This window comes from Opitutaceae bacterium TAV5, assembly GCA_000242935.3.
GTDB lineage: Bacteria > Verrucomicrobiota > Verrucomicrobiia > Opitutales > Opitutaceae > Geminisphaera.
Genome location: CP007053.1, coordinates 2,666,770 through 2,693,300, shown reverse-complemented (window position 1 = coordinate 2,693,300; position 26,531 = coordinate 2,666,770). Strand labels below are relative to the sequence as shown.

Annotated in this window: 30 protein-coding genes; 14 read left to right on the top strand and 16 right to left on the bottom strand. The window is 65.0% G+C overall.

What is annotated here, in order from left to right; all coding sequences use genetic code 11:
* Nucleotides 1–10 precede the first annotated feature (10 nt).
* Nucleotides 11–835 (bottom strand): hypothetical protein, encoded by an 825-nt coding sequence (locus tag OPIT5_11805; GenBank protein AHF94317.1) that lies wholly within the window; start codon nt 833–835, stop codon nt 11–13.
* Nucleotides 836–894: 59 nt separating this feature from the next.
* On the bottom strand, nt 895–4,416 hold the full coding sequence (locus OPIT5_11800) for a hypothetical protein (GenBank protein ID AHF90787.1): 3,522 nt from the start codon (nt 4,414–4,416) through the stop codon (nt 895–897).
* Between the two features lie 84 nt (nt 4,417–4,500).
* Here OPIT5_11800 and OPIT5_11795 point away from each other — a divergent pair, with 84 nt between their 5' ends.
* Together OPIT5_11795 and OPIT5_11790 are read left to right on the top strand one after the other, a co-directional pair.
* The gene (locus tag OPIT5_11795; protein ID AHF94316.1) at nt 4,501–4,773 is read left to right on the top strand and encodes a hypothetical protein; all 273 of its coding nucleotides are present in this window, start codon (nt 4,501–4,503) and stop codon (nt 4,771–4,773) included.
* Nucleotides 4,774–4,796: 23 nt separating this feature from the next.
* Nucleotides 4,797–4,955, top strand: a complete 159-nt coding sequence (locus OPIT5_11790; protein AHF90786.1) for a transcriptional regulator — start codon at nt 4,797–4,799, stop codon at nt 4,953–4,955.
* 113 nt (nt 4,956–5,068) lie between these two features.
* Here OPIT5_11790 and OPIT5_11785 read toward each other — a convergent pair whose 3' ends face one another.
* Entirely contained in the window at nt 5,069–5,824 is a 756-nt protein-coding gene (locus OPIT5_11785; GenBank protein ID AHF90785.1) for an exodeoxyribonuclease III, read from the bottom strand.
* 193 nt (nt 5,825–6,017) lie between these two features.
* On the opposite strand from OPIT5_11785, the gene OPIT5_11780 reads away from it, so the two are divergent.
* The 4 genes from OPIT5_11780 (at nt 6,018) to OPIT5_11765 (ending at nt 10,491) form a co-directional block, all read left to right on the top strand.
* On the top strand, nt 6,018–6,575 hold the full coding sequence (locus OPIT5_11780) for a hypothetical protein (GenBank protein ID AHF90784.1): 558 nt from the start codon (nt 6,018–6,020) through the stop codon (nt 6,573–6,575).
* A 142-nt stretch (nt 6,576–6,717) separates the two neighbouring features.
* Nucleotides 6,718–8,343 (top strand): peptidase S8, encoded by a 1,626-nt coding sequence (locus OPIT5_11775; GenBank protein AHF90783.1) that lies wholly within the window; start codon nt 6,718–6,720, stop codon nt 8,341–8,343.
* 278 nt (nt 8,344–8,621) lie between these two features.
* Nucleotides 8,622–10,199 (top strand): Cys/Met metabolism pyridoxal-phosphate-dependent protein, encoded by a 1,578-nt coding sequence (locus tag OPIT5_11770; protein AHF90782.1) that lies wholly within the window; start codon nt 8,622–8,624, stop codon nt 10,197–10,199.
* A 121-nt stretch (nt 10,200–10,320) separates the two neighbouring features.
* Complete coding sequence (locus tag OPIT5_11765) at nt 10,321–10,491, top strand: hypothetical protein (protein ID AHF94315.1); 171 nt, start codon at nt 10,321–10,323, stop codon at nt 10,489–10,491.
* A gap of 14 nt (nt 10,492–10,505) precedes the next feature.
* Here the strand turns inward: OPIT5_11765 and OPIT5_11760 are convergent, their stop codons facing one another.
* Nucleotides 10,506–10,691 carry a hypothetical protein gene (locus tag OPIT5_11760; protein ID AHF90781.1) on the bottom strand — a complete coding sequence of 62 codons (186 nt, stop codon included), beginning with the start codon at nt 10,689–10,691 and terminating at the stop codon, nt 10,506–10,508.
* A gap of 14 nt (nt 10,692–10,705) precedes the next feature.
* Between OPIT5_11760 and OPIT5_11755 the strand changes: the two genes are divergently transcribed.
* Complete coding sequence (locus tag OPIT5_11755; GenBank protein AHF90780.1) at nt 10,706–10,828, top strand: hypothetical protein; 123 nt, start codon at nt 10,706–10,708, stop codon at nt 10,826–10,828.
* Nucleotides 10,825–11,517 carry an alanine racemase gene (locus tag OPIT5_11750; protein AHF90779.1) on the top strand — a complete coding sequence of 231 codons (693 nt, stop codon included), beginning with the start codon at nt 10,825–10,827 and terminating at the stop codon, nt 11,515–11,517. The genes OPIT5_11755 and OPIT5_11750 overlap by 4 nt, the downstream gene beginning before the upstream one ends.
* A gap of 116 nt (nt 11,518–11,633) precedes the next feature.
* Here OPIT5_11750 and OPIT5_11745 read toward each other — a convergent pair whose 3' ends face one another.
* Together OPIT5_11745 and OPIT5_11740 are read right to left on the bottom strand one after the other, a co-directional pair.
* On the bottom strand, nt 11,634–12,803 hold the full coding sequence (locus OPIT5_11745) for a molecular chaperone DnaJ (GenBank protein AHF90778.1): 1,170 nt from the start codon (nt 12,801–12,803) through the stop codon (nt 11,634–11,636).
* A gap of 84 nt (nt 12,804–12,887) precedes the next feature.
* A complete protein-coding gene (locus OPIT5_11740; GenBank protein ID AHF90777.1) occupies nt 12,888–13,571 on the bottom strand; it encodes a molecular chaperone GrpE in 684 nt (227 codons plus the stop codon).
* A 161-nt stretch (nt 13,572–13,732) separates the two neighbouring features.
* Here OPIT5_11740 and OPIT5_11735 point away from each other — a divergent pair, with 161 nt between their 5' ends.
* Nucleotides 13,733–14,485, top strand: a complete 753-nt coding sequence (locus OPIT5_11735; GenBank protein ID AHF90776.1) for a methyltransferase type 11 — start codon at nt 13,733–13,735, stop codon at nt 14,483–14,485.
* A gap of 273 nt (nt 14,486–14,758) precedes the next feature.
* Here the strand turns inward: OPIT5_11735 and OPIT5_11730 are convergent, their stop codons facing one another.
* The 10 genes from OPIT5_11730 to OPIT5_11685 form a co-directional block, all read right to left on the bottom strand.
* Nucleotides 14,759–15,214, bottom strand: coding sequence for an acetolactate synthase (locus tag OPIT5_11730; protein AHF90775.1), 456 nt, complete (start codon nt 15,212–15,214; stop codon nt 14,759–14,761).
* A gap of 244 nt (nt 15,215–15,458) precedes the next feature.
* Nucleotides 15,459–15,866, bottom strand: coding sequence for an ATP synthase F1 subunit epsilon (locus tag OPIT5_11725; GenBank protein ID AHF90774.1), 408 nt, complete (start codon nt 15,864–15,866; stop codon nt 15,459–15,461).
* 57 nt (nt 15,867–15,923) lie between these two features.
* Nucleotides 15,924–17,363, bottom strand: a complete 1,440-nt coding sequence (locus tag OPIT5_11720; GenBank protein AHF90773.1) for a F0F1 ATP synthase subunit beta — start codon at nt 17,361–17,363, stop codon at nt 15,924–15,926.
* Between the two features lie 59 nt (nt 17,364–17,422).
* The gene (locus OPIT5_11715; GenBank protein ID AHF90772.1) at nt 17,423–18,328 is read right to left on the bottom strand and encodes an ATP synthase F1 subunit gamma; all 906 of its coding nucleotides are present in this window, start codon (nt 18,326–18,328) and stop codon (nt 17,423–17,425) included.
* 47 nt (nt 18,329–18,375) lie between these two features.
* A complete protein-coding gene (locus OPIT5_11710) occupies nt 18,376–19,905 on the bottom strand; it encodes a F0F1 ATP synthase subunit alpha (GenBank protein AHF90771.1) in 1,530 nt (509 codons plus the stop codon).
* Between the two features lie 59 nt (nt 19,906–19,964).
* A complete protein-coding gene (locus OPIT5_11705; protein AHF90770.1) occupies nt 19,965–20,357 on the bottom strand; it encodes an ATP synthase F0F1 subunit delta in 393 nt (130 codons plus the stop codon).
* A gap of 26 nt (nt 20,358–20,383) precedes the next feature.
* Nucleotides 20,384–20,953, bottom strand: a complete 570-nt coding sequence (locus OPIT5_11700; GenBank protein AHF90769.1) for an ATP synthase F0 subunit B — start codon at nt 20,951–20,953, stop codon at nt 20,384–20,386.
* Between the two features lie 148 nt (nt 20,954–21,101).
* A complete protein-coding gene (locus OPIT5_11695) occupies nt 21,102–21,311 on the bottom strand; it encodes an ATPase (protein AHF90768.1) in 210 nt (69 codons plus the stop codon).
* Between the two features lie 88 nt (nt 21,312–21,399).
* Entirely contained in the window at nt 21,400–22,275 is an 876-nt protein-coding gene (locus OPIT5_11690) for an ATP synthase F0 subunit A (protein ID AHF90767.1), read from the bottom strand.
* Nucleotides 22,276–22,459: 184 nt separating this feature from the next.
* The gene (locus OPIT5_11685) at nt 22,460–23,122 is read right to left on the bottom strand and encodes an S-adenosylmethionine-dependent methyltransferase (protein AHF90766.1); all 663 of its coding nucleotides are present in this window, start codon (nt 23,120–23,122) and stop codon (nt 22,460–22,462) included.
* A gap of 178 nt (nt 23,123–23,300) precedes the next feature.
* On the opposite strand from OPIT5_11685, the gene OPIT5_11680 reads away from it, so the two are divergent.
* From OPIT5_11680 to OPIT5_11660, 5 genes are all read left to right on the top strand, one after another.
* Nucleotides 23,301–23,681 (top strand): 30S ribosomal protein S30, encoded by a 381-nt coding sequence (locus tag OPIT5_11680; GenBank protein AHF90765.1) that lies wholly within the window; start codon nt 23,301–23,303, stop codon nt 23,679–23,681.
* A 361-nt stretch (nt 23,682–24,042) separates the two neighbouring features.
* The gene (locus tag OPIT5_11675; protein AHF90764.1) at nt 24,043–24,201 is read left to right on the top strand and encodes a hypothetical protein; all 159 of its coding nucleotides are present in this window, start codon (nt 24,043–24,045) and stop codon (nt 24,199–24,201) included.
* Between the two features lie 57 nt (nt 24,202–24,258).
* Complete coding sequence (locus tag OPIT5_11670) at nt 24,259–24,906, top strand: hypothetical protein (protein ID AHF90763.1); 648 nt, start codon at nt 24,259–24,261, stop codon at nt 24,904–24,906.
* 82 nt (nt 24,907–24,988) lie between these two features.
* Nucleotides 24,989–25,306: a hypothetical protein gene (locus OPIT5_11665; protein ID AHF90762.1), complete on the top strand. Its 318-nt coding sequence runs from the start codon at nt 24,989–24,991 to the stop codon at nt 25,304–25,306.
* A 34-nt stretch (nt 25,307–25,340) separates the two neighbouring features.
* The gene (locus OPIT5_11660) at nt 25,341–26,510 is read left to right on the top strand and encodes a ribosome small subunit-dependent GTPase A (GenBank protein ID AHF90761.1); all 1,170 of its coding nucleotides are present in this window, start codon (nt 25,341–25,343) and stop codon (nt 26,508–26,510) included.
* Nucleotides 26,511–26,531 lie beyond the last annotated feature (21 nt).

Below are 26,531 nucleotides of genomic sequence, written 5' to 3'. Positions count from 1 at the left end.
TAAATCTAAATTACAAATGGAATGGCTTGCGTATTCCGCGGAGGCGAAACGCGGTCAGGATTAGCATGGGGAACGCGACGAGGAGCGCGGTGGTCGCGGGTTCGGGAACGGGAACGAGGCCGGTCTCGATTTTGATATTCCTGATCGTGGCATCGAATCCGCCGTTGTATTGACCAAGTCCCGACATCTGGAAGGCAACGTTGCTCATCACGAGCGAGGCGGGCATGATCTGGTCAAAAATAACGAGGCCTCCGGCGGGCACAGGCGTACTGGCTGTGCTGTAATTTCCGGCCAGCTGGGTGATGAGGAGTCGTTGCGTGGTCGCATCGTATTCGATCTGGAGTGACGCGGTGCTTGAGAGGACGGGGGCGTTGGTGAGGTTGTAAGCGGCGGTGTTGTAATAGACCCGGCCTCTGCTGCCGGCGACCAGATTGCCGTTCGAAGTCAGTTGCAGTTTCAGAGAGTTGCCCAGTCCGATCACAAATGACTCTACGCCGGGGTTGATGCCTGTGGCGAATGTGAGGTCAGTGAGCGTGATGCGCCAGGAGAGGGCGTCGCCTGTGGCATTGACCGCAGAGAATGTCTGGTTCGAACGGAGCACGAAATTCGCCTGAGCGTTAGTTGTGTTCGCCATCTTGATGCCGTTGGCGGCATCGGCGGAGAGCCGGGTTTCCGGCAGATCGGCGATGGAAGCTGTCCAGTTGGCGAGCGAAGTGGTCTCGTTGTCAAAGACCGTTGTCCAGACGACTGCCTGGGCGGTGGCGGCAGCGGGCGCGCAGGCCAGCAGGAAGGCGGCGGCCAGCGGAAGGAATGTGCGTTTAATGTGAGCGTTCATGGTTTTTTGGATACGGGTGCTGTTGATCTTTCAGATGCGGTCGGTGTGATGTGGCGTGGTTACGGGAATTGCAGTTCCACGCGGCTGTCGCCGGCGGGGAGCGCGAGTTGGATTTGTCCGCGAACGGAGAGGACCGCGTCGGCGGGAACGGGGGCGCCGTTGATGCGAATCGCGTTGGGCGTCGCCGTGACGGCGAGTGTGAGCGTGAGCGGTTGCGTGCCCGAAAACTCCAGGTGGGCGCGCCGGGCGACGCGGTCGAACCCGGCTTCTTTCACGGCGGCGCGACCCCACGAAACGAGCGTCACAGGGAAATCGCGCCCGGCGATCATGGCATAGAGGGCGGCATTTTCCTGGGCGACAAGCGTCCCTGGTTCGAGCCCCCATTTGCCCTGCCGGGAGAGTTCGTCGAGGAGTTCGGATGTGGGGGCGCCGAGGAGCCCGCGCAGGTAGAGATGGGCGGCGATGTTGGCGGGATGATTGTTGCGGTTGCCGGGATGGTCTTTGCGCCAGTCCTGCATCTTTTTCTCAACGAAATCCTGTTCGAACCATTGCCAGAAATCGCGTCCCAAACCCTGGAGATGGGCGTGGTAGAGTTCGGGGAACTGGCCGACCCAGGAAAGGGAGAGGGCGATTTCGCCGGAGGCGTGGTCGGGGCCGCCATGACGAGCACCAAAGGTGTCGAAGCCGGCAAATTCGCTGAAACCGACGCCAACACTTTTCCATTGTTCGCGCGGAAGGCCCGGACGGGTCCATGCGGGGCCGAGCCAGCGCATGCAGGCGGAGAGCGAGAGGCGAGCCATGAGGAGGCGTCCGAGAGCGGCCTCGTCTGCGTACCCGAGTTCTTGTGACATGGCGGCGAAGGCGACGGCGCCCTCGTAGCCGATGCCGTCCATGTCGATGGCGGAGGAGCCGCTGTGTTCGCGGGCTCCCGTCTGCATGTTGTTCCAGTCGTGCTGGACGAGGTAGTATTCGAGGGCGCCGCGGATGGCCGGCCATTTTTGTTCGATGAAGGGCCAGTCGCCACCGGAACGCGCGTAGGCCCATGCACCGTAGAGAGTGGCCCCGATGCCGGAGTTGACGTCGCCAAGGGTGCCGGTGTTGCGCTCGATCCAGCCGAAGGAGACGGGGTAGGCGGAGCGGCTGAAGGGTTCGGTGCGCAGGAACCAGGCGTTGGGGCGCAGGGTGTCATCAACGCGATGCCGCCAGGCGGCGAGGAAGTCATGGCGCTGCGTGTCGTTGAGAAACGGAAGGGCGAGGCTGGAGGAGGCGCGCCGGAACCACATGTTCAGGCTGTCGACCTGGAGGCTTTGGGGAGTGGTGGTGACGAGGTGCGGAAAAGCCGTGCTGGCAGGGATGGTTTTGGCAACGTGGTCGGAGAGCGGGTCGGGGCCGGAGGGGCGCAAGTAGAGGCGCGTGCCGAAGTCCGGGACGGGGAGGCGCCAGGTGACGGCGTTGCCTTCGACGGCGGTGTAGGGGCCGGTCTTGGTGGGCCAGTCGAAGCCAGGCAGGAAGCTGGAGGGGAGTTTGACGGGGTAGCCTTGATCGGCGGCGAAGCGCGCGAGGGGAGGGAGAGGGGCAATACGGCGGGAAGGCTCCTCCCAGTCGTTGGTCCATTCGAGGTGGCGAATGGTTTCGCGGATTTCAACGGTGTCGGGTGCGTCGGCGGGCGTGCGGAATTCCTGCGTCGCCGACAGCGGGTAGGCGCGGAGGATGGCGGCGATCTGGCGGGCACGCCCGGCGAGCGTTTCGTCGGTGGAGGTGGCGCCCGCGTTTCCGGAACCATGTTCGTAATATCCCGATGGATACGAAACGCCGATGCGGCCAAGCGGGCCGCCGAAGGTGATTTCGAGCGCGGCGCCATCCGTTTTGATGGAGACGGGCTTCCGTTGAAGGGCAAGGAGCAGCGGAATGCCGTCGAGGCCTGGCCAGGTGACGATGATCCAGCCTTCGGAGAGGGCGGCGCCGGGGAGCGGTTCCCTGGCGGAGGGGGTGAGCCAACGCAGGCCGGTGGCGCCGGAGATCAGAAGGCGGGGGGAGGCCGGGACGGGGCCGGTCGTTTTTTTGTCGGGGGCGGGTTCGATGACGATGAGGCGGTCCATCGAGTCGAGCAGGAATCCGGGGGCGAGCACGCTCGCGGTCACGATTTCGGGGGGAAAACGGCGTTCTTCGCGGAGCAATTCAGGAGCCTTGGCTTCGAGTTCGTTGCGCATTTCAGCCGTGAGGTCGTGATGGGTCTGGTGGCGCACGGAGACCCAGTCGGCGGTGGTGCGGGTCCAGTTTTGCACGGTGGCTTTGCCGAAACGAAAATTCCAGGTGGCGGTCTGCTTGCCGCCGTTGCCGTCGATGGCGGTGGCTCCGAAACGACCGGGAGCAACACTGCCGACGAGGAGCCCGCTGTTTTGCACCCAGCCAAAACGCCCGAAACCGTCGGAGGGGATGCCGGGGCGCCAGCCTTCGGAGTTGGCGGCGAACTGGCGTCGCGGGATTTGCTCCCATGCGGGGAGGGGGATCGTGGCGGAGCGGCGCTGGCCGGGCGTCTTGATGAAAGACCATGAAGTGACGGTGATATCACCTTCGTTTTTATCGAGAGAGTCGGCGCCGATAAGGAGCGTGTGAAAGTGTTGCGGGGAAATGGGAGCGAGGGGCGGGATGCCCGGGCTTTCGATTTCGACAAACTCCTCCCAGCACACGCGGACGCGGTTTTCACCGGGAACAAGGGGCGGGAGCGGGGCTCGCATGGAGGTCGTGCGACGGAATTGGCGGACCAGAGCGGTGAGGTGCAGTCCGCCGCGGGACGCGGACGCGGTGGAAGAAGCGGGGGACGCGGCGGGGGACGTGGCGGGGGCGAGGTTGAGCGTGAGTTCGACGCCTTCACTGTCGGAGGACACGCCGCCGACGGGATTGAGGTCGATGCTGACGGGGGCGCTGGTGTAACCGCAGACTTTGAGGATGCCGTGTTTGTTGCCCGTGGTTTCGGTCTTCTCTACGGTCACGCGCAACTGGCGCACGGAGCGCGGCTGGCCGAAGTCGATGATGTCGGCGGTGACGATGGGCGGGAAGTCCGGGCGTTGGGGTTTGCCGGTGGCGGGACTGTGCCGGGGGGCTTTGAGCGCGAAGCGTCCGAGGTTGATGCCGTCGGCCTCGATGCTGATTTCGGACGGCACGGCCCAGTCCTTCCAGCCAACCCGGGGCACGGCCAGCCCGCGCAGGGTGGCGCCGGCGGGGAAATCAACCGTGAGCGTGGAGCCGGCGAGGCTGGACAGGACGGGGGCTTGATTCAGCCCGCCATTGTTGGCGTCGGCGGCGTTGGCGCCGGCCTTGGCGGGGGCAGGATGGAGAGAGATACCGGTGGCCGGAAGCGGTTCCAGATAGACATCCTGTATGGAAGCAGAAGGCGTGGCGGCAGTCGGGCGCACGCTCCATGCCGGAAGGGAACAGAGCAGGGCGAGAGCAGCACGGACTACCGGGCGGGTAACGATCATGGGATGACGTGCGGGTTTCAGAGAGGGAGGGGACAGGAACGGAGATAAGAGGTTGTCGGGTCCGGAAGTCTGGCCGGTGGTGCCTATACCAACCTGCAAGACGATTCATCCGGATGAGATAATACCTAAGATACTTAAAGTATCCTTCGCGCAAGCTTTTTCTTTCACTGTTTTCAGTTTGGCATGCCCGCCAAAGACACTCCGGAACCGCTTTTCGATGCCCAGATCAACGTCAAGATGTCGCAGGAGTTGAAGGCCCGGTTGCGCAGGATTGAAGCGAAACATGGCACCCCCGTACCCGAGATTTTGCGGCGACTCGGTGCGGCTGCCGCAACCTTCTTCGATGAAAACGGCTATCTGACTTTCCCGGTCATCATCACGCCGGAAACATTTTCGCCTCCTGCCGGAACCGAAATCTCCAAAGGAAAAGTGGTCAAATCGACAAAACGAACCTGAACTGCGGTTTCTTTTTTGGAAACTTGAAGCTGCCCGTTCACAAAAAACTCAAAGGCCGAAACTTGATTGGCCAAAATATGCAGCGGGTCCGTTATGCGAATAATCCCGTGGTGACTTTTGAGGTTTTGGAAATTGCCGAGGCGTTGCGCATCCCGATCACGCAACTTTATGGGCACAAGTGACCGAGGTTGATATCCGGCAAACAGGGACGAGAAAAGCGAGGACCCGAACCGGATCAGTCTCATGCCGCGGTGAGCGGGAGAGAGAAACGGGATTCCATGCCACTCCGGCCCCCCTACTTTAGTTCCAGCCCGACCGGGCAGTGGTCGCTGCCCATGACGGTCGGTTCGATCCAGGCGCGTTTCAGGCGCGGGCGCAGCGCGGCGGAGGCGAGGAAGTAATCGATGCGCCACCCGATGTTGCGGCCACGCGCACCGGCGCGGTAGGTCCACCAGGAATAGTGGCCGGGACCCTTCTCGAATTCGCGGAACGTATCCACAAATCCGGCACGGAGCATCGTCGAAAAGTCCTCCCGCTCCTCGTTGCTGAAACCGGCGTTGCCCACGTTTTCCTTCGGCCGCGCGAGGTCGATCTCCTGGTGGGCCACGTTCATGTCGCCGCACACCACCACCGGCTTCTTCTTTTCGAGCGAGCGCAGGTACGAGAGAAAATCCGCGTTCCAGCGCCGCCGGTAGGGCAGCCGCACAAGCTCGTGCTGGGCGTTGGGAACATAGACGTTGACCAGATAAAAGTCGGCAAACTCCGCCGTGAGCACCCGGCCCTCGTTGTCGTGGTCGGGCAGGCCGAGCCCGCAGCTCACGGCCACCGGCTCCACGCGGGAAAAAATCGCCGTGCCGCTGTAGCCCTTTTTCTGCGCGGCGTTCCACCAGGCGCGGTAGCCGGCGGGCCATACCACATGCTGCACGTCGCCCGGCTGGCATTTCGTTTCCTGCAGGCAGATCACATCGGCGCCGGAGGCGGCGATGTAGTCGAGCAACCCTTTTTGCAGCACGGCGCGCACGCCATTGACGTTCCAGGAAACAAGTTTCATCGGGCCGGAAAGTCGCGGGGCGGCGCGGCGGTTTCAAGTTTCAACATCGCGGCTCCGGACGACACCGCTGTCAGGACGCGCGCAACATTTCCCGCAAGGACGGCGTCATCGGGAGACGGCCATGACATCATCCGTTTCATCACGCCGGTTATCCGGCCTGTCCCGGTTGTGCGGACCGGGGCTGCTCGTTTTCATGCTGCTCGTTGCCGGCTGCGCCCATCGCGGGCCACGCCCCGGCGAAGGTCCGGACATCCCGGGACCTCCGCAGCCGACGTTGGCCGGCGAAGGTGTGTTTTTCGGGGGAACATTCGTGGCCTCCGCCCGCGTCCGCGCGCCGCAGGCCGGTCCGCATCCCGGCGGAGGTAAGGGCCCGGGCCTTGGCGGCGGCGGGGGACCGCGGGGAGGCGGCCCGGACAAGCCGGGCGGGGAGCGCGGATCGCAGGGCATGAGGGTGCCGGCCATGCCTCCCCGCCAGGAACTCGTGGTCAGTTTCCGCAACACCGGTCCGGCGTCGGTCGACGTGCATGTCGTCGAGGTGAAGTCGATCATGGGGAATTTCGTCCCGGTGCCCGGAACGTTTTCAGTCGACCCGGGCCGGACGCAGACGCTCGAAGGCATGCGTTCCGCACTGGACAACCTGGGCAGGCTCGACCTCTCGCTGACCCTGCGCTCCGGGGAGGTGCGCGAGCAGCAGGTCATCGTCCTGGAGATAGCGGAGGAGCCGGCGGACACGCGGCCGCCTTCGCCGTAAGACCGCATGCCGGCGGCGGGACCGGAGACGACTTCGGACAACGACGACGTTGCCCGTCGTGGTCCGCCCGGGTTCCCGGCCGGTATTTTTTCGGAACCCACATCATCCCTTTACAAACAGGGAGCATGCTGGCCCGCGTATCATGCGCACCTCTTCATCGGGCCACCACATCGGACTGCTGACCTTGTCTCTCCTCGGTTCGTCGCTGGCGAGCCCGGCGGCTTTTGCCACGACGGCGGCGGAGATCGCCGGACTGACGGGAGCCACCGTCTTTTACGAAAATGGCATCACCGGAGAAAACGCCAGCGTGGCCAATATCGAGGCCGGGCATTTCTGGACGGGCCACACCTCGCTTTCATGGGTGGAGGACGATGCCCTGTACACGCCGTCGGGAGGGCGGGGGCCCGGCGCATGGAGCGCGACCGACGACGCCACCGCTCACGCGACGGCGGTCGCGCAGATCATCGCCGGGCGCGATTCCGGCAGCACCGGCTCGACGAACTGGAACGGCATCGCTTACGGAGCCAGCCTCTACTCGGGCTCCATCGCCACGGATGGCTCCATCAGCGGGAACAATTTCAGCACCAGCTCTGCCATCATCCGGGCGGCGTATGAGTATTATTTCCAGGCGGGTGTCGATGTCATCAACAGCAGTTGGGGCGGCGAGGTTACTTCCTCCTCTGCCTGGATCACGGGCATCATCAACGGCCTTGCCGGGCAGTACACGAGCACCACGGTGGTGGTAGCGGCGGGCAACGACGGCTCTCCGGCCGGATCCTCCACCAGCACGGTCGGCACGCCGGCGGTCGGCCTCAACGTCATCTCGGTCGGCGCGCTGAACGCGGCCGGCACCGCGGTGGCCAGCTACAGCAGCCGGGGCACCGTGGACATCGCCGACTCTTCCGGCAATGTCGTGGGCACCCATGTCGCCGTGCAGATCGTCACGTATGGCACCGATGTGACGGTGGCCTCCACAACCAGCAATTCCACGGGCAGCTCCACCGGCTCGGGCACGAGCTACGCGGCGCCGGTCGTGGCGGGCGCCGCCTCCCTGCTGGTCAGCGCCGCGAAAAGCAATACCTCATGGAGCGATGACACCATCGCCGACGCCACCGATTCGCGTGTCATCAAGGCGATCCTCATGAACTCGGCCACCAAGATCGAGGGATGGGACAACGGGCAGACGGCCGTCGAATCTTACACGTTCAACGGGACCTCGTATTCCAACGTCATCGTCACCACCCGGGCGCTCGACACCCGTTCCGGCGCCGGTGCGCTCAACCTCACGAGTGCCTGGAGCCAGTATATCACCAACGCCTCCTGGACGCTCGCCACCATCGCGAGCGGGTTCACCGACACCTACACGTTCGACGCCTCGGTGTCCTCGCAGTCGGTCATCACGGTGACGCTGGCCTGGTACGCCGGCTACAACAGCACCGACTATTCCATCTCCGCGCTGACCGATCTCGACCTGCAAATCTGGACCACGGACGGGGACGGCAACCTCCTCGCCCTGCTGGCGACTTCGGCCACCGCTGCCGATACGACCGAACACCTCTCGTTCCTGCTCGATACGGATACCGCCACCTCCATCGCCATCTGCGTGGTGAGCAACGGCACGGTAATCGGCACCGAAAACAGCGTCACCTATGCGCTGGCGTGGGATCTGGAGTTTGTGACCTCCGCGATTCCCGAACCGGCCGGCGTGGCCTTTGCCTGCGGGACGGCGATGCTGATCCTCGTCGTGTGGCGGCGGCGGGCGACCTGACGGCTTCCCGGCGGTTCGCCGCCGGATCGGCGTGGCACGGGCTTCTCCCTCGACAGGCCCGGAACCCTGAGTTTGCCGAACGGGCAGCCCGTGAATGGTGCCTCTCCGCACACAGGCGGCGCTGCGCGCCGTCCACGGCCAGGATGGCCGTGCCACACCGGGCGCGCCGGCCAGTCCCCGCTTTGAGTTACACCCGGAACGAAAGCCGCCGCGCCTGCGCAGTTGCCAGCCGGCCAACGCATGCGCATGGTTTTCCTCTTCCGTTCTCAAGACCTGCCATGCCGACGACGCTCACGCACCTGCCACCGGGCACCCGCATTCCCGACCGCCTTCACGGCGTCTCCTGCAGCCTGCCCACCATGCGCGCGGTCATCGGCTACGAGGAAAAGGACCCGGAAATCACCCGGCACATGACGTCCGGCTACCCGCGCTTTGTCGTGCATCCGCTCATCCGCCAGGCCGCTGCCCACCTTATGCAGCAGCGTGGCGACGACACGCACGACGTCTGGCTCGCCTCCTCGCTCTGCGCCGCCACCGCGCTCATCGCCTGGCTCGACGATCCCCGCGCCACGCTCCTCGCCGACGCCCCCCTGCCCGGCGTCCTCGTGCCTCGCGACCGTGATCCCGAACTGGGCCGCCGCGCCAAGACGTTCCTGCAAAACACCGGCATGTTTCTCTCCTCGCGCGCCGCCGAAGATTATCTGGTGCGCGAAGGCGTGCTGCCGGCGGCAGAGCCGGAAGCGTTGTTCGGAAGAGACGAAAAGGACGCAAACGACAGAAGGGACGGCAGGGACAGCGAGACCCTCGCCCGCGCGGCGGAGCATCACGTGATCGATACGCTCGCCGGCTACTATGAGACCGCGCCGGACGATGTCTTCCTCGCGCCAAGCGGCATGAACGCCATCCACTCCGTGCTCGCCATCGCCACGCGTCTCCAGCGGGCGCGCGGTCGCCGCAAGTGGGTGCAGCTCGGCTGGCTCTACCTCGACACCATCGCCCTCCTCGAAAAGTACCATGCCGCCGCGCCCGGCGACCATATCACCCTGCCCAACGCCGCCGACTCGGCCGCGCTCCGCGAGCTTTTTGCGCGCGAAGGCGGCGCCATCGCCGGTGTCCTCGCCGAGGTGCCGACCAACCCCCTCGTGCAGACGCCCGACGTGGCCGCGCTCGCCGCGCTCTGCCGCGAACACGGCGCGCTCCTCGTCATCGACACCAGCGTCCTGTCGCCGCTCAACCTGAACGTGCTCCCGCATGCCGACATCGTGGTGCAGTCGCTCACCAAGTACACCGCCAGCGACGGCGACGTGCTGCTCGGCGCCGTGGCCATCAACGATCGTAGTCCATATGCAACTACATTCCGCGAGGCGCTGCCCGAGACGCTGGAGCCGGTTTATTCGCGCGACGTGGCCCGCCTGGCGGCCCAGATCGGCGAGACGCCTGAAGTCATCGCGCAGATCAACCGCACCGTGCCGGACGTCGTCGCGTTTCTCGAAAACCATCCCCGCGTGGATCGCGTTTACTGGTCGGGCCAGACCGACGCCGGATCGGGCGCCCACTATGCGGCCATCGCGCGCACGCCGCAATCGGCCGGCGGCATGGTCAGCTTTTCGCTCGCGGCGGATTTTCCGCTGGAGCGTTTCTACGACCGCGTGCGCCTGGCCAAGGGGCCGAGCTTCGGGATGAAAACCACGCTCATCTCGCCCTTCATTTACCTGGCGCACTACGACCTCGTGACGAGCGAGACCGGTCGTGCCACGCTCGCCGCCGCCGGCATCCCCGTCGGATTGCTGAGGCTCTCCATCGGCTGTGAACCGGCTGGCGAAATCATCGAAGCCCTCGCCGAGGCCCTCGCCTGACGGCGAGAGACTATCCTGACCGGTTCGTCAGATCGGGCTCTCCGCGCGCCCCATGCCAGAAACGGAGCACATAAACGGCGCCCTGCGGTTCGAGGACTTCGTAAATAATCCGCCAGGCGCCATGGACGATTTCCCGAACCTCCGGATCGCCGGATTCGGGTGTTATTTTTCCTGCATGAGGGAATTCCCCGATCCGGAGCGCCCGGTCGATCAGGGTGTTGCCCAGATCGCGAGCACGAACCCGGCTGTCCCGGGCCACATACCGGACGATTTCCTTCAGATCCGCCTGTGATTGCGGAGTAAGGATTACCCGGAGACCCATGATTCAACCAAGGAGCGGGCTTCGCTTGCGTCCAACCCCTCGCCCCGCCGGGCTTCGGCGCGGGCGGATTGCAGGCCGGCAAGAAAATCGATCTCGCGCACGATGTCCGCCAGCGGCATGTCTTCCGGCAGCCGGGACACCAGATCGATGACCATTTCACGATTGCTCATGGACCAAATGTCGCATGGATGCGGGCAAGAGGCAAGCCGGCTTCGAGACGCTCGAAAGCATCCTCTGCCAGACTCTCCGTTTTTTTGACATTCCGGCATTCCGGCTGTCGACTGACGGCTTCGCCGTTTGCTCATGATCACCTACGAACAATTTTCCGCCAATGTCGCCCGCGTCGAGACGCAGATCGCCGCCGCCTGCTCGAAGGCCGGCCGCCTGCCCTCCGAAGTCACGCTGCTGGCCGTCACCAAGACGCATCCGGCCGAGGCCGTGGAATACGCCGCGCGCTACGGCCTGCGCTCCGTCGGCGAAAACCGCGTGCAGGAGGGCGTGGACAAACGCGCGCACTCCACCGCGCCGATCCGCTGGGAGCTCATCGGGCACCTGCAATCCAACAAGGCCGCGCTCGCCGCCGCGCATTTCGAGCGCATCCAGAGCGTGGATACACCCAAACTTCTTGCCCGGCTCGACGCTGCCGCCGCCGGGCTCGGCAAGACGCTGGCCGTGCTCCTGCAAATCAACGCCGGGCGCGACGAGGCGAAATTCGGCGCGGAAATCGAGGATGCCCCGCGACTCCTCGACGTGGCGCTGACCCTGCCCCACCTGCGCGTGGACGGCCTCATGACCATCGCGCCGCTGAGCGACGAGCCCGACGTGGCGAAACGTACGTTCGAGACGCTGCGCTCGCTGCGCGACGAACTGGTCGCCAGCCGCGGCGTGCCCCTCAACGAGCTGTCGATGGGCATGAGCGGCGACATGGAGGCGGCGATCGCCGCCGGCAGCACCTGCGTGCGCATCGGCACCGCGCTCTACGGCGCACGGGAGTGACTGCGTGGCACGGGCTTCCAGCCCGTGGTCCGAAGCACATGGCCAGGATGGCCATGCCACGCAAACCCACGGGCTGGAAGCCCGTGCCACGCCGCCGCCGCTCCGGTTTTTACCTCTCAGAAAAACTTCTTCGCCTTGTCGAACCAGCCTTGCGAGGTCGGCTGGTCGGCGTCGCCGCTCACGCGGGCAAATTCTTCCAGCAGCTTGCGTTGCTCGCCGGTCAGCGTTTGCGGCACCTCGACGTGCACGCGCACGAGCTGGTCACCGGTGCGGCCGCGCTGGTGGAGCGAGGGCACCCCCTTGCCGCGCAGGCGGAAGGTCGTGCCGCTCTGCGTTCCGACCGGGATCTTGAGCGAGGCGCGTCCGGAAAGCGTCGGCACCTCGATCGAACCGCCGAGCGTCGCCAGCGTGAACTTGATCGGAATCTCGCAAAACAGGTCGTCGCCCTGGCGCTCGAAAAGCTCGTGGGTTTTCACCGTGAGCACGATGTAGAGATCGCCCGGCTGGCCGCCGCCGACGCCGGCCTCGCCGTTGCCGCTGGAGCGCAGGCGCGTGCCGGTATCGACACCCGCCGGGATGCGCACGTGCACCTTGGCCGTTTTCTGCACGCGGCCTTCGCCGTGGCAGACCGAGCAGGGTTTCTCGATCCGCTCGCCCGCGCCGCCGCACGTCGGGCAGGCCTGCTGCGTGACGAAGGGGCCGAGCCGTGTCTGCACCCGGCCGCTGCCGTGGCAGGTGGGGCACTTCACGCGCTTCGAGCCGGGCTCGGCGCCGCTGCCGTGGCAGTGGTCGCACGTCGAGGCCTTGCGGAACGTGATCTCCTTTTCCACGCCGCGGGCGGCTTCCTCGAGCGAGATTTCGAGGTCGTAACGCAGGTCGTCGCCATCCTGACCTCCGCCGCCGCGACGTCCGCCGCCTCCGCCGAAAAATTCCTCGAAGCCGCCCATGCCGCCGCCCCCGCCGCCGCCGAAGACTTCGCGGAAAATGTCGAACGGATCGTGAAAACCGCCGCCGCCCGCGCCGCCGGGGCCGCGCGCTCCGCCCATGCCGCCGCCGGGCGCGAACGCGGCATGGCCATAGCGATCGTAGGCCGCGCGTTTCTGCGGATCCTTGAGCGCTTCATAGGCCTCGGAGATCTGCTTGAATTTCTCCTCGGCCTCCTTGTTGCCCGGATTCTTGTCCGGGTGATACTGGATGGCCTTTTTGCGGTAGGCTTTTTTCAGCTCGTCGTCGTTGGCGTTTTTGGAAACGCCCAAAAGGTCGTAATAGTCTTCCTTGGCAGCCATCTGGGAAATGCGGATTGCGGAATGCGAAGTGCGGAACGGTGAGTGTGAAGCGTGATGTGTGCGAAGGGAGAGACGGGGCCGGTCTCAGATAACGGTTTCCTTGTCTTTGGCGGAATCCTGTCCGCCTGCGGTGTCTTTCACGGCGGCCGGGCCGCTGGAAACGACCACGGTGGCCGGGCGCAAAAGCCGGCCGTTGAGCGTGTAGCCGATGCGGACGACGTTCATGACGTGTTCTGCGGGCACATCCGGGCTCGGCAGGTGGGAAACGGCCTCGTGCAGGTTGGGGTCGAAGGCCTGGCCGACGGGGTTGATGTCTTTCAGGCCGTGGCCGGAGAGGGCGTTCCTGAACTGGTCGGCCACGAGCGCGAAGCCGGAAACGACGCTGGCGGGCGTGGCGTTGGGCGCCTGCGCGGCAGCCAGGCCGAAGCCGAGATTGTCGAGCACGGGCAACAGGTCCTCGAGGACACGGCTGGCGGCGAACTGACGCAGCTCGTCCTTCTCGCGGATGGTGCGGCGGCGGAAGTTTTCCAGGTCGGCCATGGCGCGCATATAGCGGTCGTGGTTGGCCGCAGCCTCCTTTTTGGCGGCGACAAGTTCCTGGGCCAGAAGGGTTGCCGGATCAGCGGGAGCACCGCTGCCGGTGGCCGCGGAGGCGGAAGATTCGGCGGCGGGCGGCGCGTCGGCGGCAGCGGACGGTGAAGCCGGAGACGGCGTGGCCGGATCGGAAACGGAAGAGGATTGCGGTTTTTCGTCAGACTCCTGGTTCATGGTAAACGGACACTAAACCCGAGGTGGGCGACGGTTTCAAGTCGCATGGCGTGACCGGGGGGACGAATCATCCCTTGCCGTGCGTGCCGTCCGGCTTTTTTCTGGTCACCATGGCAGCACAGCACACACCCGCCTCGCCGACGCCGTCGGCGTTTACGGAAATGAACCGCGCCTACTGGGATGCGATCGGCGAAAACTATGACGGCGAGATCTTCAGCGTCCGCGAGCACGACACCGACGGGCTCATCGAGCGTCACATCCGCGCCCTCGCCGACCCGGAGGCCACGGCGGCCGACCTGGGCTGCGGGGTGGGCAATTTCACGCCGCTGCTCGCCGAGCACTTCGGGCGCGTCCATGCCTGCGACCTTTCCCCCCGGCTCCTCGACCAGGCCCGCGCCGCTTGCGACGGCTTCGACAACATCGTTTTCCGGCAAACCGACCTCGCGCGCGAACCGCATCCATTCGAACCGGTGGATTTTGTCCTCTGTGTCAACGTGCTCATCATGGCTTCGCTCGACGTGCGCATGAGCGCGCTCCGCGCCGTCACCGCCCAGGTGCGGCATGGCGGGCACCTGCTGCTGGTGGTGCCGTCGACCGAATCGATGCTCTATACGCAATTTCGCCGCATCGACTGGTGCCTGCGCGACGGCCTCGATTGCACGGCCGCCATCCGCGACAGCCTCCCTGCGCGCGGTTCGGTGCGAGCCCTGCACCAGGGCATCCGCTCCCTCGAAGGCGTGCCGACCAAACACCACCTCAAGGAAGAACTCGAAGTGCTGCTCGCCGGCCATCAGATGGAGGTGCTGGAGGTCGACAAGATCACCTATCCGTGGTCCACCGAATTCCACAATCCGCCCGACTGGATGGGAGACCCGCTCCCCTGGGACTGGCTGGTGCTGGCTCGCCGCCGGTAGCGAGTGATTCCAACCGATGTTGCGCACTGATGTTGCGCAGGCAGGGGAAGTGGCGCGGGCGTCTCGCCCGCAACCAATCGTTCTCGTTCTCTTACTCATTCTCATACTCCGGATCGTTTTTCTTACTCGTTCTCCTTCTCCTGCTCTTCGGACAGGAGAAGGATCAAGAGAAAGAGAAGGAGGACCGAACCGGAGGGATGAGAATGAGAACGAGAAAGAGAACGATTCCAGACCTCCCGGAGCGGGCGAGACGCCCGCGCCACTTCCAACCGGTCAGCGCGAGATGTCGCCTTGCGAGAGGATGCTGAAACCGCGGGTGCAGAGGGCCTGGACGGCCACATCCATGTCCTCGATGTTGAGCACGAGGCCGGCCTTGCCTTCGGGGCGCTTGATGAAGCTGTACACGTAGTGGATGTTGATCTCGGCCTCGAGGAGCGCGGCGAGCACCCCCTTGAGCGCGGATTCGTCGTCGATCTCGACGGCGAGGACAGTGCACTCGGTGTAGGGAAAATCATTGTTGATCATCAGCTCGCGGGCCTTGTCGGGATCGTCGACGATGAGGCGCAGGATCGAGCTGTCGGTCGTGTCGAGCACGGTCACGGCGATGATGTGGACGTTGTTGTCCTTGAGCAGCGTCGTGAGATCAAAGAGGCGTCCGACGCGGTTTTCCGCAAAAACGGAGAACTGTTTGACCGGGTCGGTGGCGATAGCGATGTCGGCAGAAGCCATGGGAGGAAGCAGGCAGGCTGCCGGAGCGTGCGGACGGGGTCAACAGGACAACAAGGCGAGCGCCTCGACGGGAAGAAACGACGCTTCGCGCCGTCACCCCATGCCAGAGAGGCATGGTAACCGTTGAGCGTAGCTGCGAACGTGAGTTCACAGGCAATCGTCCCCCCCGGAGCCTGCGAACTCACGTTCGCAGCTACAGGGCGCGGGTGGCTGCGGGGCGCATGCGTTTTTTTCGTTCCCTCGCTCAGTGGCGGGGACGCTTGATATTGAGCTGGGCCACCGCGAAACGCACGAGGTTCTCGTAGTGGTCCTTCTCGGCCGGATCGAGCTTGCCGGGATTCTTCAACGCCTCCTCGGCCCGCTTCATCGCCTCCTCGGCGGCACGGGTGTCGATTTTTTCGGCTGTGATGGCGTTCTCCGCGAGAATGGAAACCGTGTCGCCCTCGACCTGCGCAAAGCCGCCGCTGACGATGAGGTGCTGCTCCTTGCCGTCCTTCGTCACCCGGAGTTCGCCGTCGGCCACCTGCGTGAGCAGCGGCATGTGGCCGGGCAGGATGCCGACCTCGCCCATCACGGTCGGAATAACCACCGTGTCGATCGTGTCCGAATAGACGCGGGCTTCGGGGGTGATGATTTCAAGCGTGAGTGGCATCGGATAAATGCGGAGTGCGGATTGCGAAGTGCGGAAATGAAACGGGATGTCCGGCGCTCAGGCCTTGGCGGGCGCGGCTTTCTTGCCGGAGACGGCGATGACTTCCTCGATGCCGCCTTTCATATAAAAATCGCCTTCGGGCACGTCGTCGAGTTCGCCGTCGAGGATCATCTTGAAGCCGCGGACGGTGTCCTTGACGGAAACGTACTTGCCGGGCGTGCCGGTGAAGACTTCGGCCACCGCGAAGGGCTGCGAGAGGAAGCGCTGGAGCTTGCGGGCGCGGTAAACGGTGAGCTTGTCCTCGGGCGAGAGTTCATCGAGGCCGAGAATGGCGATGATGTCCTGGAGATCCTTGTAGCGCTGGAGGACGCGCTGCACCTCGCGGGCCACGGTGTAGTGCTCTTCGCCGACGACGGCGGGTTCGAGCGCCTTGGAAACGGAGGCGAGGGGATCGACCGCCGGGTAGATGCCGAGCTCGGCGATGGAACGCTCGAGCACGATCGTGGAGTCGAGGTGGGCAAAGGTGTTGGCGGGCGCGGGGTCGGTGAGATCGTCGGCGGGGACGTACACGGCCTGCACGGAGGTGATGGAGCCTTTTTTGGTGGAGGTGATGCGCTCCTGGAGGAGGCCCATCTCGTTGGAGAGCGTGGGCTGGTAACCGACGGCGGAGGGCGAGCGGCCGAGCAGGGCGGACACTTCGGAGCCGGCCTGCGAGAAACGGAAGATGTTGTCGATGAAGAGCAGCACGTCCTGGTTTTTCTCGTCGCGGAAGTACTCGGTCATGGCGAGGGCCGAGAGGGCGACGCGCATACGGGCGCCCGGGGGCTCGTTCATCTGGCCGTAGACGAGGGCGACCTTGGACTTGGAAAGGTCCTTCTGGTTGATGACGCCGGCCTCGGACATTTCGTGATAGAGGTCGTTGCCTTCGCGGGAGCGCTCGCCGACGCCGGCGAACACGGAGTAGCCGCCGTGGGCCTTGGCGATGTTGTTGATGAGTTCGAGAATGACGACGGTCTTGCCGACGCCGGCGCCGCCGAAGATGCCGGCCTTGCCACCCTTGATGAAGGGGCAGATGAGGTCGAGGACCTTGATGCCCGTCTCGAGGATCTGCGTGTCGGTGTCCTGGTCGGCGATCGTGGGCGCGGGACGGTGGATGGGGTACTTTTTGTCGAACCTGACCGGGCCGCGGTCGTCCACGGGATCGCCGGTGACGTTGAAGATGCGGCCGAGGACGCCTTCGCCGACGGGCACGGAGATGGGGGCGCCTGTATCCGTAACGGGCATACCGCGGCGGAGGCCTTCGGAGGACGACATGGCGATGGTGCGGACCACGCCGTCGCCGAGGTGCTGCTGGATCTCGAGGGTGAGGACTTCCTTCTTGCCGTTGACGTCAAACTCGACGGTGAGCGCCTGATAGATGGCAGGGATCGCGTTTTCCGCGAACTGCACGTCGACGACTGCGCCGATGACCTGGACGATTTTTCCTGTGTTGCTCATTTGTGAAAGGTGCGGACGGGTGGTTTTGGAAAGGTGGATACGGGTGAATCCTGCGTGCGCTACGCCGCGGCGGAGGCGGCGGCGAGTTCGAGGATTTCGTTGGTGATGGCGGCCTGGCGGGCCTTGTTGTACTTGAGGGTGAGATCGTCGAGGAGGTTGGTGGCGTTGTCCTTGGCGGTCTTCATCGCCACCATGCGGGCGCTGTGCTCGGAGGCCTTGGCGGAGAGCATGTGCTGGTAGATGATGCGGTTGACGTAGTAAGGGAGCAGGGCGTTGAGGGTTTCCTGCGCGCCGGGCTCGAAAATGATGTCGCGGTGGTCGTCGGGATTGACGCTGGGGGCGTCCTTCACCTTGAGCTTGCCGGCCTGGATGTCGGCGCGGATTTTTTCAACGAAGTCATGGAGCTCGCCGAGCGGCAGCACGGGGAGGAGGACGGGGTCCTGGACAAGCGTGTTCCTGAAACGCGCAAAAACGAGCTCGATGGTGTCGATGGTGCCGTCGAGGTAGTTTTTGACCATGAGCCCGACGGCGGCGCGGACTTCGGCAAAGGGCACGCTGTCGTGTACGGGAAAATCGGCGACGAGATCACGCCGGGTGCGGGCGAGGAACTGGGCGCCCTTGCGTCCGATGGAGAAAAATTTGACGGGCGTCTTCTTGTCGAGTTCGCCGACCACCTTGAAGAGGTTGGAATTGAGCGGTCCGCAGAGGCCCTTGTCCGTGGTGATGAGGAGCACGCCGCGTGTCCTGACCTGGCGCCGGGCGAGGAAGGGATGCTCGATCTCCTCGAGATGCGGGGCCAGCGAGGCGAGCATGGTGGTCATGAGCTGCGCGTAGGGCCGGCCGGCGAGGGCGGCCTGCTGCGCTTTCTTCATCTTGGAGGCCGCCACGAGCTCCATCGCCTTGGTGATCTGGCGGGTGTTTTTGACGGATTTGATCCGTCGGCGGATGTCGCGGGTTGAAGGCATCGGTTGAGTGGTGCTGGGTGCGGATCAGGCGGGCGGAACCGGCGGCTTCAGGCGACGAAGGTGGGTTTCCACTCGTTGAGGCCGGCCTCGATTTTCGCTTCGAGATCCTTGTCGAGCGCGGCCTTGGTGCGGATTTCCTCGAGCAGCGGCGCCTTGCGGGTGGCGAAAAACTCGCGGATCGAGACGGCGGCGGCGGTGACCTTCTTCAGGTCGAGCGAATCGTAAAAACCCTTCTGGATGGCGAAGAGGGTGACGACCTGCTGTTCGATCGGGATGGGGTTGAAGGCGGATTGCTTGAAGAGCTCGACGATGCGGGAGCCGCGGTCGAGCTGGGCCTTGGTCTTGGCGTCGAGGTCGGAGCCGAACTGGGCGAAGGCCGCGAGTTCGCGGAACTGGGCGAGCTCGCCCTTGAGTTTGCCGCCGACCTGCTTGGTGGCCTTGATCTGCGCGGCGGAGCCGACGCGCGAAACGGAGAGACCGACCGAGACGGCGGGGCGGATGCCCTGGTTGAAGAGATCGGTTTCGAGGAAGATCTGGCCGTCGGTGATCGAGATGATGTTGGTCGGGATGTAGGCCGAGACGTCGCCGGCGAGGGTTTCGACGATGGGGAGCGCGGTGAGCGAGCCCTTGCCTTCGAGACGGGCGGCGCGTTCGAGGAGGCGGCTGTGCAGGTAAAACACGTCGCCGGGGAACGCTTCGCGGCCGGAGGGGCGCTTGAGGATGAGCGAGATCTGGCGGTAGGCGACGGCGTGCTTGGAGAGATCGTCGTAAACGATGAGAGCATCCATGCCGTTTTCCATGAACCACTCGCCGATGGCCGCGCCGGCGTAGGGGGCGAGGTACTGGTTGGCGGGGTTGTCGGCGGCAGGAGCGGCGACGATGATGGTGTACTCGAGCGCGCCGGCGGCCTCGAGCGCGCCGAGGGTGCGGACGATGTTGGAGTTCTTCTGGCCGACGGCGACGTAGATGGAGTAGACGGGGCGGAAGTCGGGGTTGCCGGAGGCGAGGCCAACCTTGTTGATCTTGGCCTGGTTGATGATCGTGTCGACGGCGATGGTGGTCTTGCCGGTACCGCGGTCGCCGATGATGAGTTCGCGCTGGCCGCGGCCGATGGGGATCATCGAGTCGATGGCCATGATGCCGGTGAAGAGAGGCTGCGAAACGGATTTGCGGGCGATGATGCCGGGGGCGATGCGCTCGACGAGGTAGTTTTCGGTGGCGCTGATCGGGCCCTTTTCGTCGAGGGGATTGCCGATGACATCGATGACGCGGCCGAGAAGGCCCTTGCCGACCGGCACGGAGAGGAGCTTGCCGGTGGTCCGGACTTCGTCGCCCTCCTTCAGATGGGAGACGTCGCCGAGGACGATGCAGCCGACTTCGTCCTGCTCGAGGTTGAGCGCGATGCCGGTCACCCCGCCGGGGAACTGCACCATCTCGTTGTACATGACTTCGGAGAGGCCGTCGATCTTGGCCACGCCGTCGGCTACGGTGCGGATGACTCCGGTGTTTTTGCGGACAGCCTTGTGGCTGAGTTGGGCGATCTGCTGTTCAATCTGGTCGAGGACCGGGGAGCTCATGCTGGAAAGGTGGGTGTTGGTGTTGGATGTTTAAGAGTGGTGGCTCGCGGGAGGGGGGATCAGGAGCTGGCGAGAGCGGCCAGCTGGGCGGCGACGGTGGATTCGTAAACGTCGTCGCCGACGCGGATGCGCAGACCGGCGATGAGGGCCGGGTTGGGCTGCGCGCTGGCGGTGACGGGCCGGGCGTAGCGCCGGGTGAAGGCGGCGCCGATGGCGGCGAGCGTGGCCTCGCTGACCGGGCCGGCATGCTCGACGACGGCTTCGTGGCGGGCGAGGGCGGCGGCGACGAGCCGGCGGTAGGCCTTGAGCACGGCAACGGGATGCGGGGGCGGCGTCTTGTCGATGAGAGTGAGGACGGCGGTCACGCGTTCCGGCGAGACGCGCCCGTCTTCCGCCAGGCTGACCTGGTAATACTGGCGGGCGAAGTGGGCGATTTGTTTTTTGCCGGTCATGGAAGCAGACGGATAACGGGTGGGGCTCAGACGTTGGCGAGCTCGTGGACGGCGGCCTCGTTGTAGGCGGCGCGGTCGGCGTCGGAAAGTTTCTTGGCGAGCACCTGCTCGGTGGTCGCGACGACGAGGCGGGCGATCTCGCCGCGGGCCTGTTCGAGCAGGCGCTTGTGCTCGAGTTCGTTGGCCTGGCGGGCCTTTTCAACGATGTCGGCCGCCTGGGCGCCGGCGTCGGCGCGGGCTTTTTCCTCGAACGCCTTGGCCGCCTGCCGGGCGGCCTCGAATTGCTGGCCGGCCTCGACACGCGCCCTGGCGATGAGAGCCTCGGCTTCTTTCTGCGCCTCGGCGAGCCGGAGCGCGGCGGCTTCGGCGTCCTTGAGGCTCTGCTCGATCTTGGCGTTGCGGGCGTCGAGGGTGGCGAGAACGGGCTTGAAGGCGAACTTCCAGAGCAGGACCGCGACGATGGTGAAGCTCAGCGCCTGCGCGAGGAAGAGCGGCGCGTCGATGCCGAACTGGTTGAAAAGTTTGGTGATGCCACTGGCGGATTCACCGGTGGCTTCGGGTCCGTGGCTGGCGGCGGCAAGCAGGATGGAAAACATGGTCGGAAGCAGGAAGCGCGGAAAGGCGCTGGCGGACAGGAGTCGGACGGAAAAAAGATCGGAAAGGGAGGGGGGGAACCGGCCGGCAGGCGACCGGTCCCCCGGAATGGCAGCGGGAAGGCTTTTCGGACAAGCCGGACGAGCCGGATTACTTGCCGAGGAAGAGCGCGTAGAACGCGACGGCTTCGGCGAGCGCCATGCCCAGAATGGACTGGACGAGGATCTTGCCGGAAGCGCCGGGATTACGGCCGACGGCCTCGACGGCCTTGGTGCCGATGATGCCTACGCCGATGGCGGCAGCGAGGCAGCCGAAGGCGCCCTGAATGTCACCAGTGACTTGTGCGAGGATGTTGATCATGGGATTTCGTATGTGTGGTTTCTGTGTTTCTGGTTGGACTGCCGCCGTGCGCGCAGCATGGGCACGCTCCCGGCGGTAAAGTGCGCGATCAATGGGCGGCGTGAGCCTCCCCGTGACTGTCGTGACCCTCGTCGTGGTTGCAGATCAGGCCGATGTAAACGGCGACGAGGAGGGTGAAAACCAGCGCCTGGACGACGCCGATGAGCAGTTCGAGAAGGTAAAACGGCGTCGGCAGGAGCCATTTTTGCATGCCGAACATGGCGTGCAGCAGATTTTCGCCGCCGAAGATGTTGCCGAAGAGACGGAACGAGAGCGACACCGGGCGGAAGACGATCGAAATGATCTCGATCAGGCCCACGCCGAAGAAAATGAGGAAGAGGAAATAATAGATGAGACCCGGGATCTCGCTCCTGTCGGCCTTGTTGCCGAACCAGTCGTGCAGGATGAATTTTACTCCCGCATACTTGATGATGAAATAGACCCAGGCGACCATCGCCACGAGCGCCAGGCCGATGGTGCCGTTCATGTCGGCATTGCCCGGGCGGATCAGGTCTCCCCAGTGCCCGCCGGCTTCCTGGATCTTGATCGAACCGACGCCCGGCAGGAGGCCGCTCCAGTTCTGGATCAGAATGAACACGAACAGCGCGATGAGCAGCGGAAACGCCGGCCGCGCGACCCGGGGGCCCACGATGGGCGAAAGCATGTCGAACAGCCCCTGCACCAGATTCTCGACGATCGCCTGCCCCCGGCCCGGCACCAGTTTCGGCCGGCCGACCGCCAGACGCACGATCACGATCAGCGCCAGCGCCACCACCCAGCTGGTCACCATGCTGTTGGTCACCGGAATCGGCCCGACGTGGAAAAGTGGTTCGGCTGCAACGGAAATACCGTGCCCATCCCCCGCAGCCAGCACAGGCACAGCCGTGCCCGGAAACAACAAGGAGGCTTTTTGGAAGCAGGTCATGGAAACAAAATGCGCGGAGGGTTTAGTCAGAGAAACGGCCGACCCAGGCAAACGCCGACTCACTCGTCAACACATGAAGTAATCATCCCTAATGCGACAAATAATCAGTAGTTCTCGCCAGCCGGATGCAGCAAAAGCTGAATGAATTCTGATAAGGCAGCGAATCAATTCGCTGTGTGCGGCTCTATTTTTCCCCGTTCCGCCTCGCCACGAGCGACTGGAAGGAGGGCGCCCGGCTCTGGAAAACCGTTTCCACCTCGAACGGCCATGCGTCGGCGGTGCGGCCGGTGCCGCCCGGTCCATCCGCCGCCACCAGCTCCCAGGCCGGATGCGCCGCCACCCCTTCCCGCGCTTCGGCAAAGTAGGGCGCATGGTCCGTGCGGAAACACAATTCGCCCCCGGCGCGCATCCGCTCCGCCAGCGTGTCGAGAAACGCCGGCCGGAGCAGCCGGTTTTTCCAGTGCCGGCGCTTGGGCCACGGGTCGGGGAACAGCACCCACACGCGCCCCAGCGCGCCGGCGCCGCCGTCGGGCAAAACCCGCATCGCTTCGAGAAAAAGCTCCGCCTCGGCCTGCAACCACACGACGTTGGCCAGACCGGCGGCCGAGGATTTGCGCCCGGCGCGCTCCAGCCGGTCGGGCAACAGGTCGATGCCGATGCAGAACTCTTCCGGATAAGCCGCCGCGTAGGCGGTGAGGAAATGCCCGTGGCCGCAGCCGATCTCCAGCGTCACGCCCCGCCGGGCAGGCGCCGCCCCGGCGACGGGCCCGGCCAGCAAGGCGGCGAGCCGGTCACGCAGGCTGTCGAGACGTTGCGCACGAACCGCAAGAGCTTCTTCCAGAGGCATGATCCGCGCGTGTTGCCCGGTTGCCCGCGGCCCGGCAACCGAAAACGGCGCGAACCGGTTCGCAGCCAGTTCACATCCTGATGATCTCCAGCAGTCCTTCTCATTTCCGGCTGCAAAATCACCGGCAAGGTCATTTTGACGGAAACAAAATCCGCCCGCTGGTGTATAATACCGACGTATGCCAAACACCCCAGCTATCCAAGTCGGCACGAAGCTTCTGCTTCGTGGAGTCCACCTCAACCTCACCGACGCGATGAAGGCGTCTATCGAGGGGATGGTGGAAAGGTTGGTAAGACACGAGCCGCGCATCGACCGCATCCGCATCGATGTCGAGCTCGACCACGTTCACAGTGGTCCGCAATTGTTCATCGCCAAGGGGATCATCGAGTTGCGCGGGCCGGACATGATCGCGTCCGTCTCGTCCGACGATGCCTACAAATCGGTGCACCTGCTCATCGAGAAACTCGATCGCATGATCCGCAAGCGCGACTCCGCCCTCAAGGGCCGGCGTCACGCCGACGAGCCCATCGCGGTCGTCGCCGCCGCTCCTGACGAGTGATCCCCGGTACCAGGGCTCTCCCGGTGTGCTACGGCTCGCCTGGATCCGCCCCGGTTCTGCCCTCCACCGACCCCGCGCTTTCCCGCGCGGGGTTTTTTTGTCGCGAAAATGTTTGCCAGATGCAGACCTCTGGCATGCAGTAAGCTCCTCTTCACGCATCCAGCACAACTGCTAACAGCATCATTTCTGTCATCACTACCGATTCACCATGCAACACTGACGCCATCCAGCGACGCACCCCGGTATCCCGAAATCGCCCGCGAGTTCCAGCCCTCCCGCGCGCTTTTGCCGACAGACACAACTGACAACATCGCCCGGTCACCTCACGGGCTTCAGCTACCACACACGACAGCGAGGTTTTATGTTAACGACTCTTGGAATACTCGGGCTCCTCTGGATCGCCTCCGGAGCCTTCATGTGGATGGAACTGCGCAAGACCTCTTTTTTCGAGCGTCCGCAGGATCATCGCAACACATCCGCCGCCACCGCCGAAAAGGCACCCGTCCCTTCAGCATCCTGATTCAAACCGCCGGAGCGCGCTTGACGCCGTGCATTTCCCGCAAGCTGCTTGCGGGTTATGTTGCATGGCCAGTTTGACCTGCCGATCTGGTTCGACCTGATGGCGACGTTCGCATTCGCGCTCACCGGCGCGCTCGCCGCGATCCGCCGTCACTACGACATCGTGGGCATCTTTTCGCTGTCGCTCATCTGCGGCATCGGAGGCGGCCTCATCCGTGACGGCATCTTCATTTCCAGCGGGCCGCCGGCGCTCGTCACCGATCCGCGCTACATCGAGACCGTGGCCCTCGCCACGGGTCTCGGCATCCTGCTCGCGCCGCGCATCCACCGTTTCAACGGCGTGATTCTCGTGGCCGACGCGATCGGCCTGGGCACCTACGCCGTCTTCGGCACGCAGAAATCCCTCGGCGCCGGCATCAGCCTGCCCGCGGCCCTGCTCGTCGGCGTGATCAACGCGGCCGGCGGGGGCATCCTGCGCGACGTCCTTTCGCGCGAGGAACCGATGGTTTTCAAGCCCGGCGAGTTTTACGTGCTCGTCGCGCTCGCTGGCGCGGTGACGTTTGTGAGCGTCGGCATGTTCGCCCCCGTTTCCGCCTCCGTCGCCGCGATCATTGCCATCGCCGTGACCTTCACCCTCCGGATGCTCGGCCTGTGGTTCAACTGGAAAACCACTGCGCCGGTTCGCCTCCTGGCGCCGAAGGATTGACCGCGTGCGCCCCGCTCCGCATCCCGTTCCGCCGCGTTCCGGCATTGCCGCCCGCGCTCCGGCCTGCTTCGGGTGAGGGCGCATGTACGAATTTTCGCTCACGGGCGCGCAACGCACCCGGCTTCGCGGCCTCGGCCAGACACTCGAACCCGCTCTCAAGATCGGCAAGGGCGGTCTCTCGCCCGCGTTCTTCACGGAACTGCAACACCACCTCGACCACCGGGAACTCGTGAAACTCCGCTTTGCCGGCGCCGGCCGCGACGAACGCGCGGCGCTCTGCGAGCAGATTGCCGACGAAGGCCGCTGTGTGTGCGTGGGCGCCGTCGGCCACACGGCGCTGTTTTACCGCGAGCAGGCCGACCCGAAACGCCGCGTGGTGCGCATCGGGCCACGCGAATGATCCCGACCCGCCCGCCCCGCACCGCTGCCCCGTCATGAGCGACGACTCCCCCACCCTCCGCGAATTCGGCTGGGACGACGCCTGGGACGCCGCCTTCGCTCCGTATCTGAAGGAAGGATACGAACCGGCCCGCGTCGTCGTGGAGTTGCGCCGCCATTATTACGCCGTGCAGACCGCCGCCGGCGAACGGCTCGGGGAATGCACCGGGCGTTTCCATCACCAGGCCGCGACCGCCCCGCGCGGCGCAGCCGGCGTGTCCGCGATGGCCGTCGCCGCTTCCGCCAACGCCGGTTATCCCGCGGTCGGCGACTGGGTGGCCGTCAGCCGGCTGCCCGACGGACGGGGGGCGCACATCCACGCGCTGCTCCCGCGCCGCACCGTTTTCTCGCGCCGCGCCGCCGGCGAGGAGGAGGCCGAGCAGATCATCGCCGCCAACATCGACACCGTGTTTCTCGTCAGCGGTCTCGACCGGAACTACAACCCCGGCCGCATCCAGCGTTTCCTCGTCGCCGCGAAAGAAAGCGGAGCCGAACCGGTCGTCGTGCTCAACAAGTGCGACCTCGCCGGCAACGCCAACGCCGTGCGCAAGGAGATCGAAGCCCTGCTTCCCGGCGTCACCGTGCTCGTCACCAGCGTCGAGACCGGCAAGGGCCTGCGCATTCTCCAGCGTTACGCGCGCCCCGGCCGCACGCTCGCCTTTGTCGGGTCGTCAGGGGTGGGAAAATCCTCGCTCATCAACGCGCTCGCCTGCGATGCGGGCAACGAAGACGACGACGCCCTCCCCACCGCCGATGTCCGCGAGAAGGACAGCAAGGGGCGCCACACCACGACGCGACGCGAACTCGTCGTGTCGCGTTCGGGCGCGCTCGTCATCGACACGCCCGGCATGCGCGAACTCCAGCTCTGGGATGCGGATGCCGGTATCGAGGAGGCCTTTGCCGACATCGCCGCTCTGGCCGTGCGCTGCAGGTTCGGCCGCTGCCGCCATGAAAACGAACCCGGCTGCGCCGTGCGTGCCGCCGTCGAATCCGGCGCGCTCGCGCCGGAGAGGCTCGCCGCCTGGCGCAAGCTCAAGGCCGAACAGGCCGCCGCCCGTCCCCGCCAGAAAAAACCCTCCGCGCTCGCCAGCAAACCCGGCTGGCGTCGTCGCGCCGCCGAAGGCGACCGTCCCGCCCGCGGCCGCCGCGACTGGAGCGAGGAATAATACCCGCCCTCCCCTTCGCCG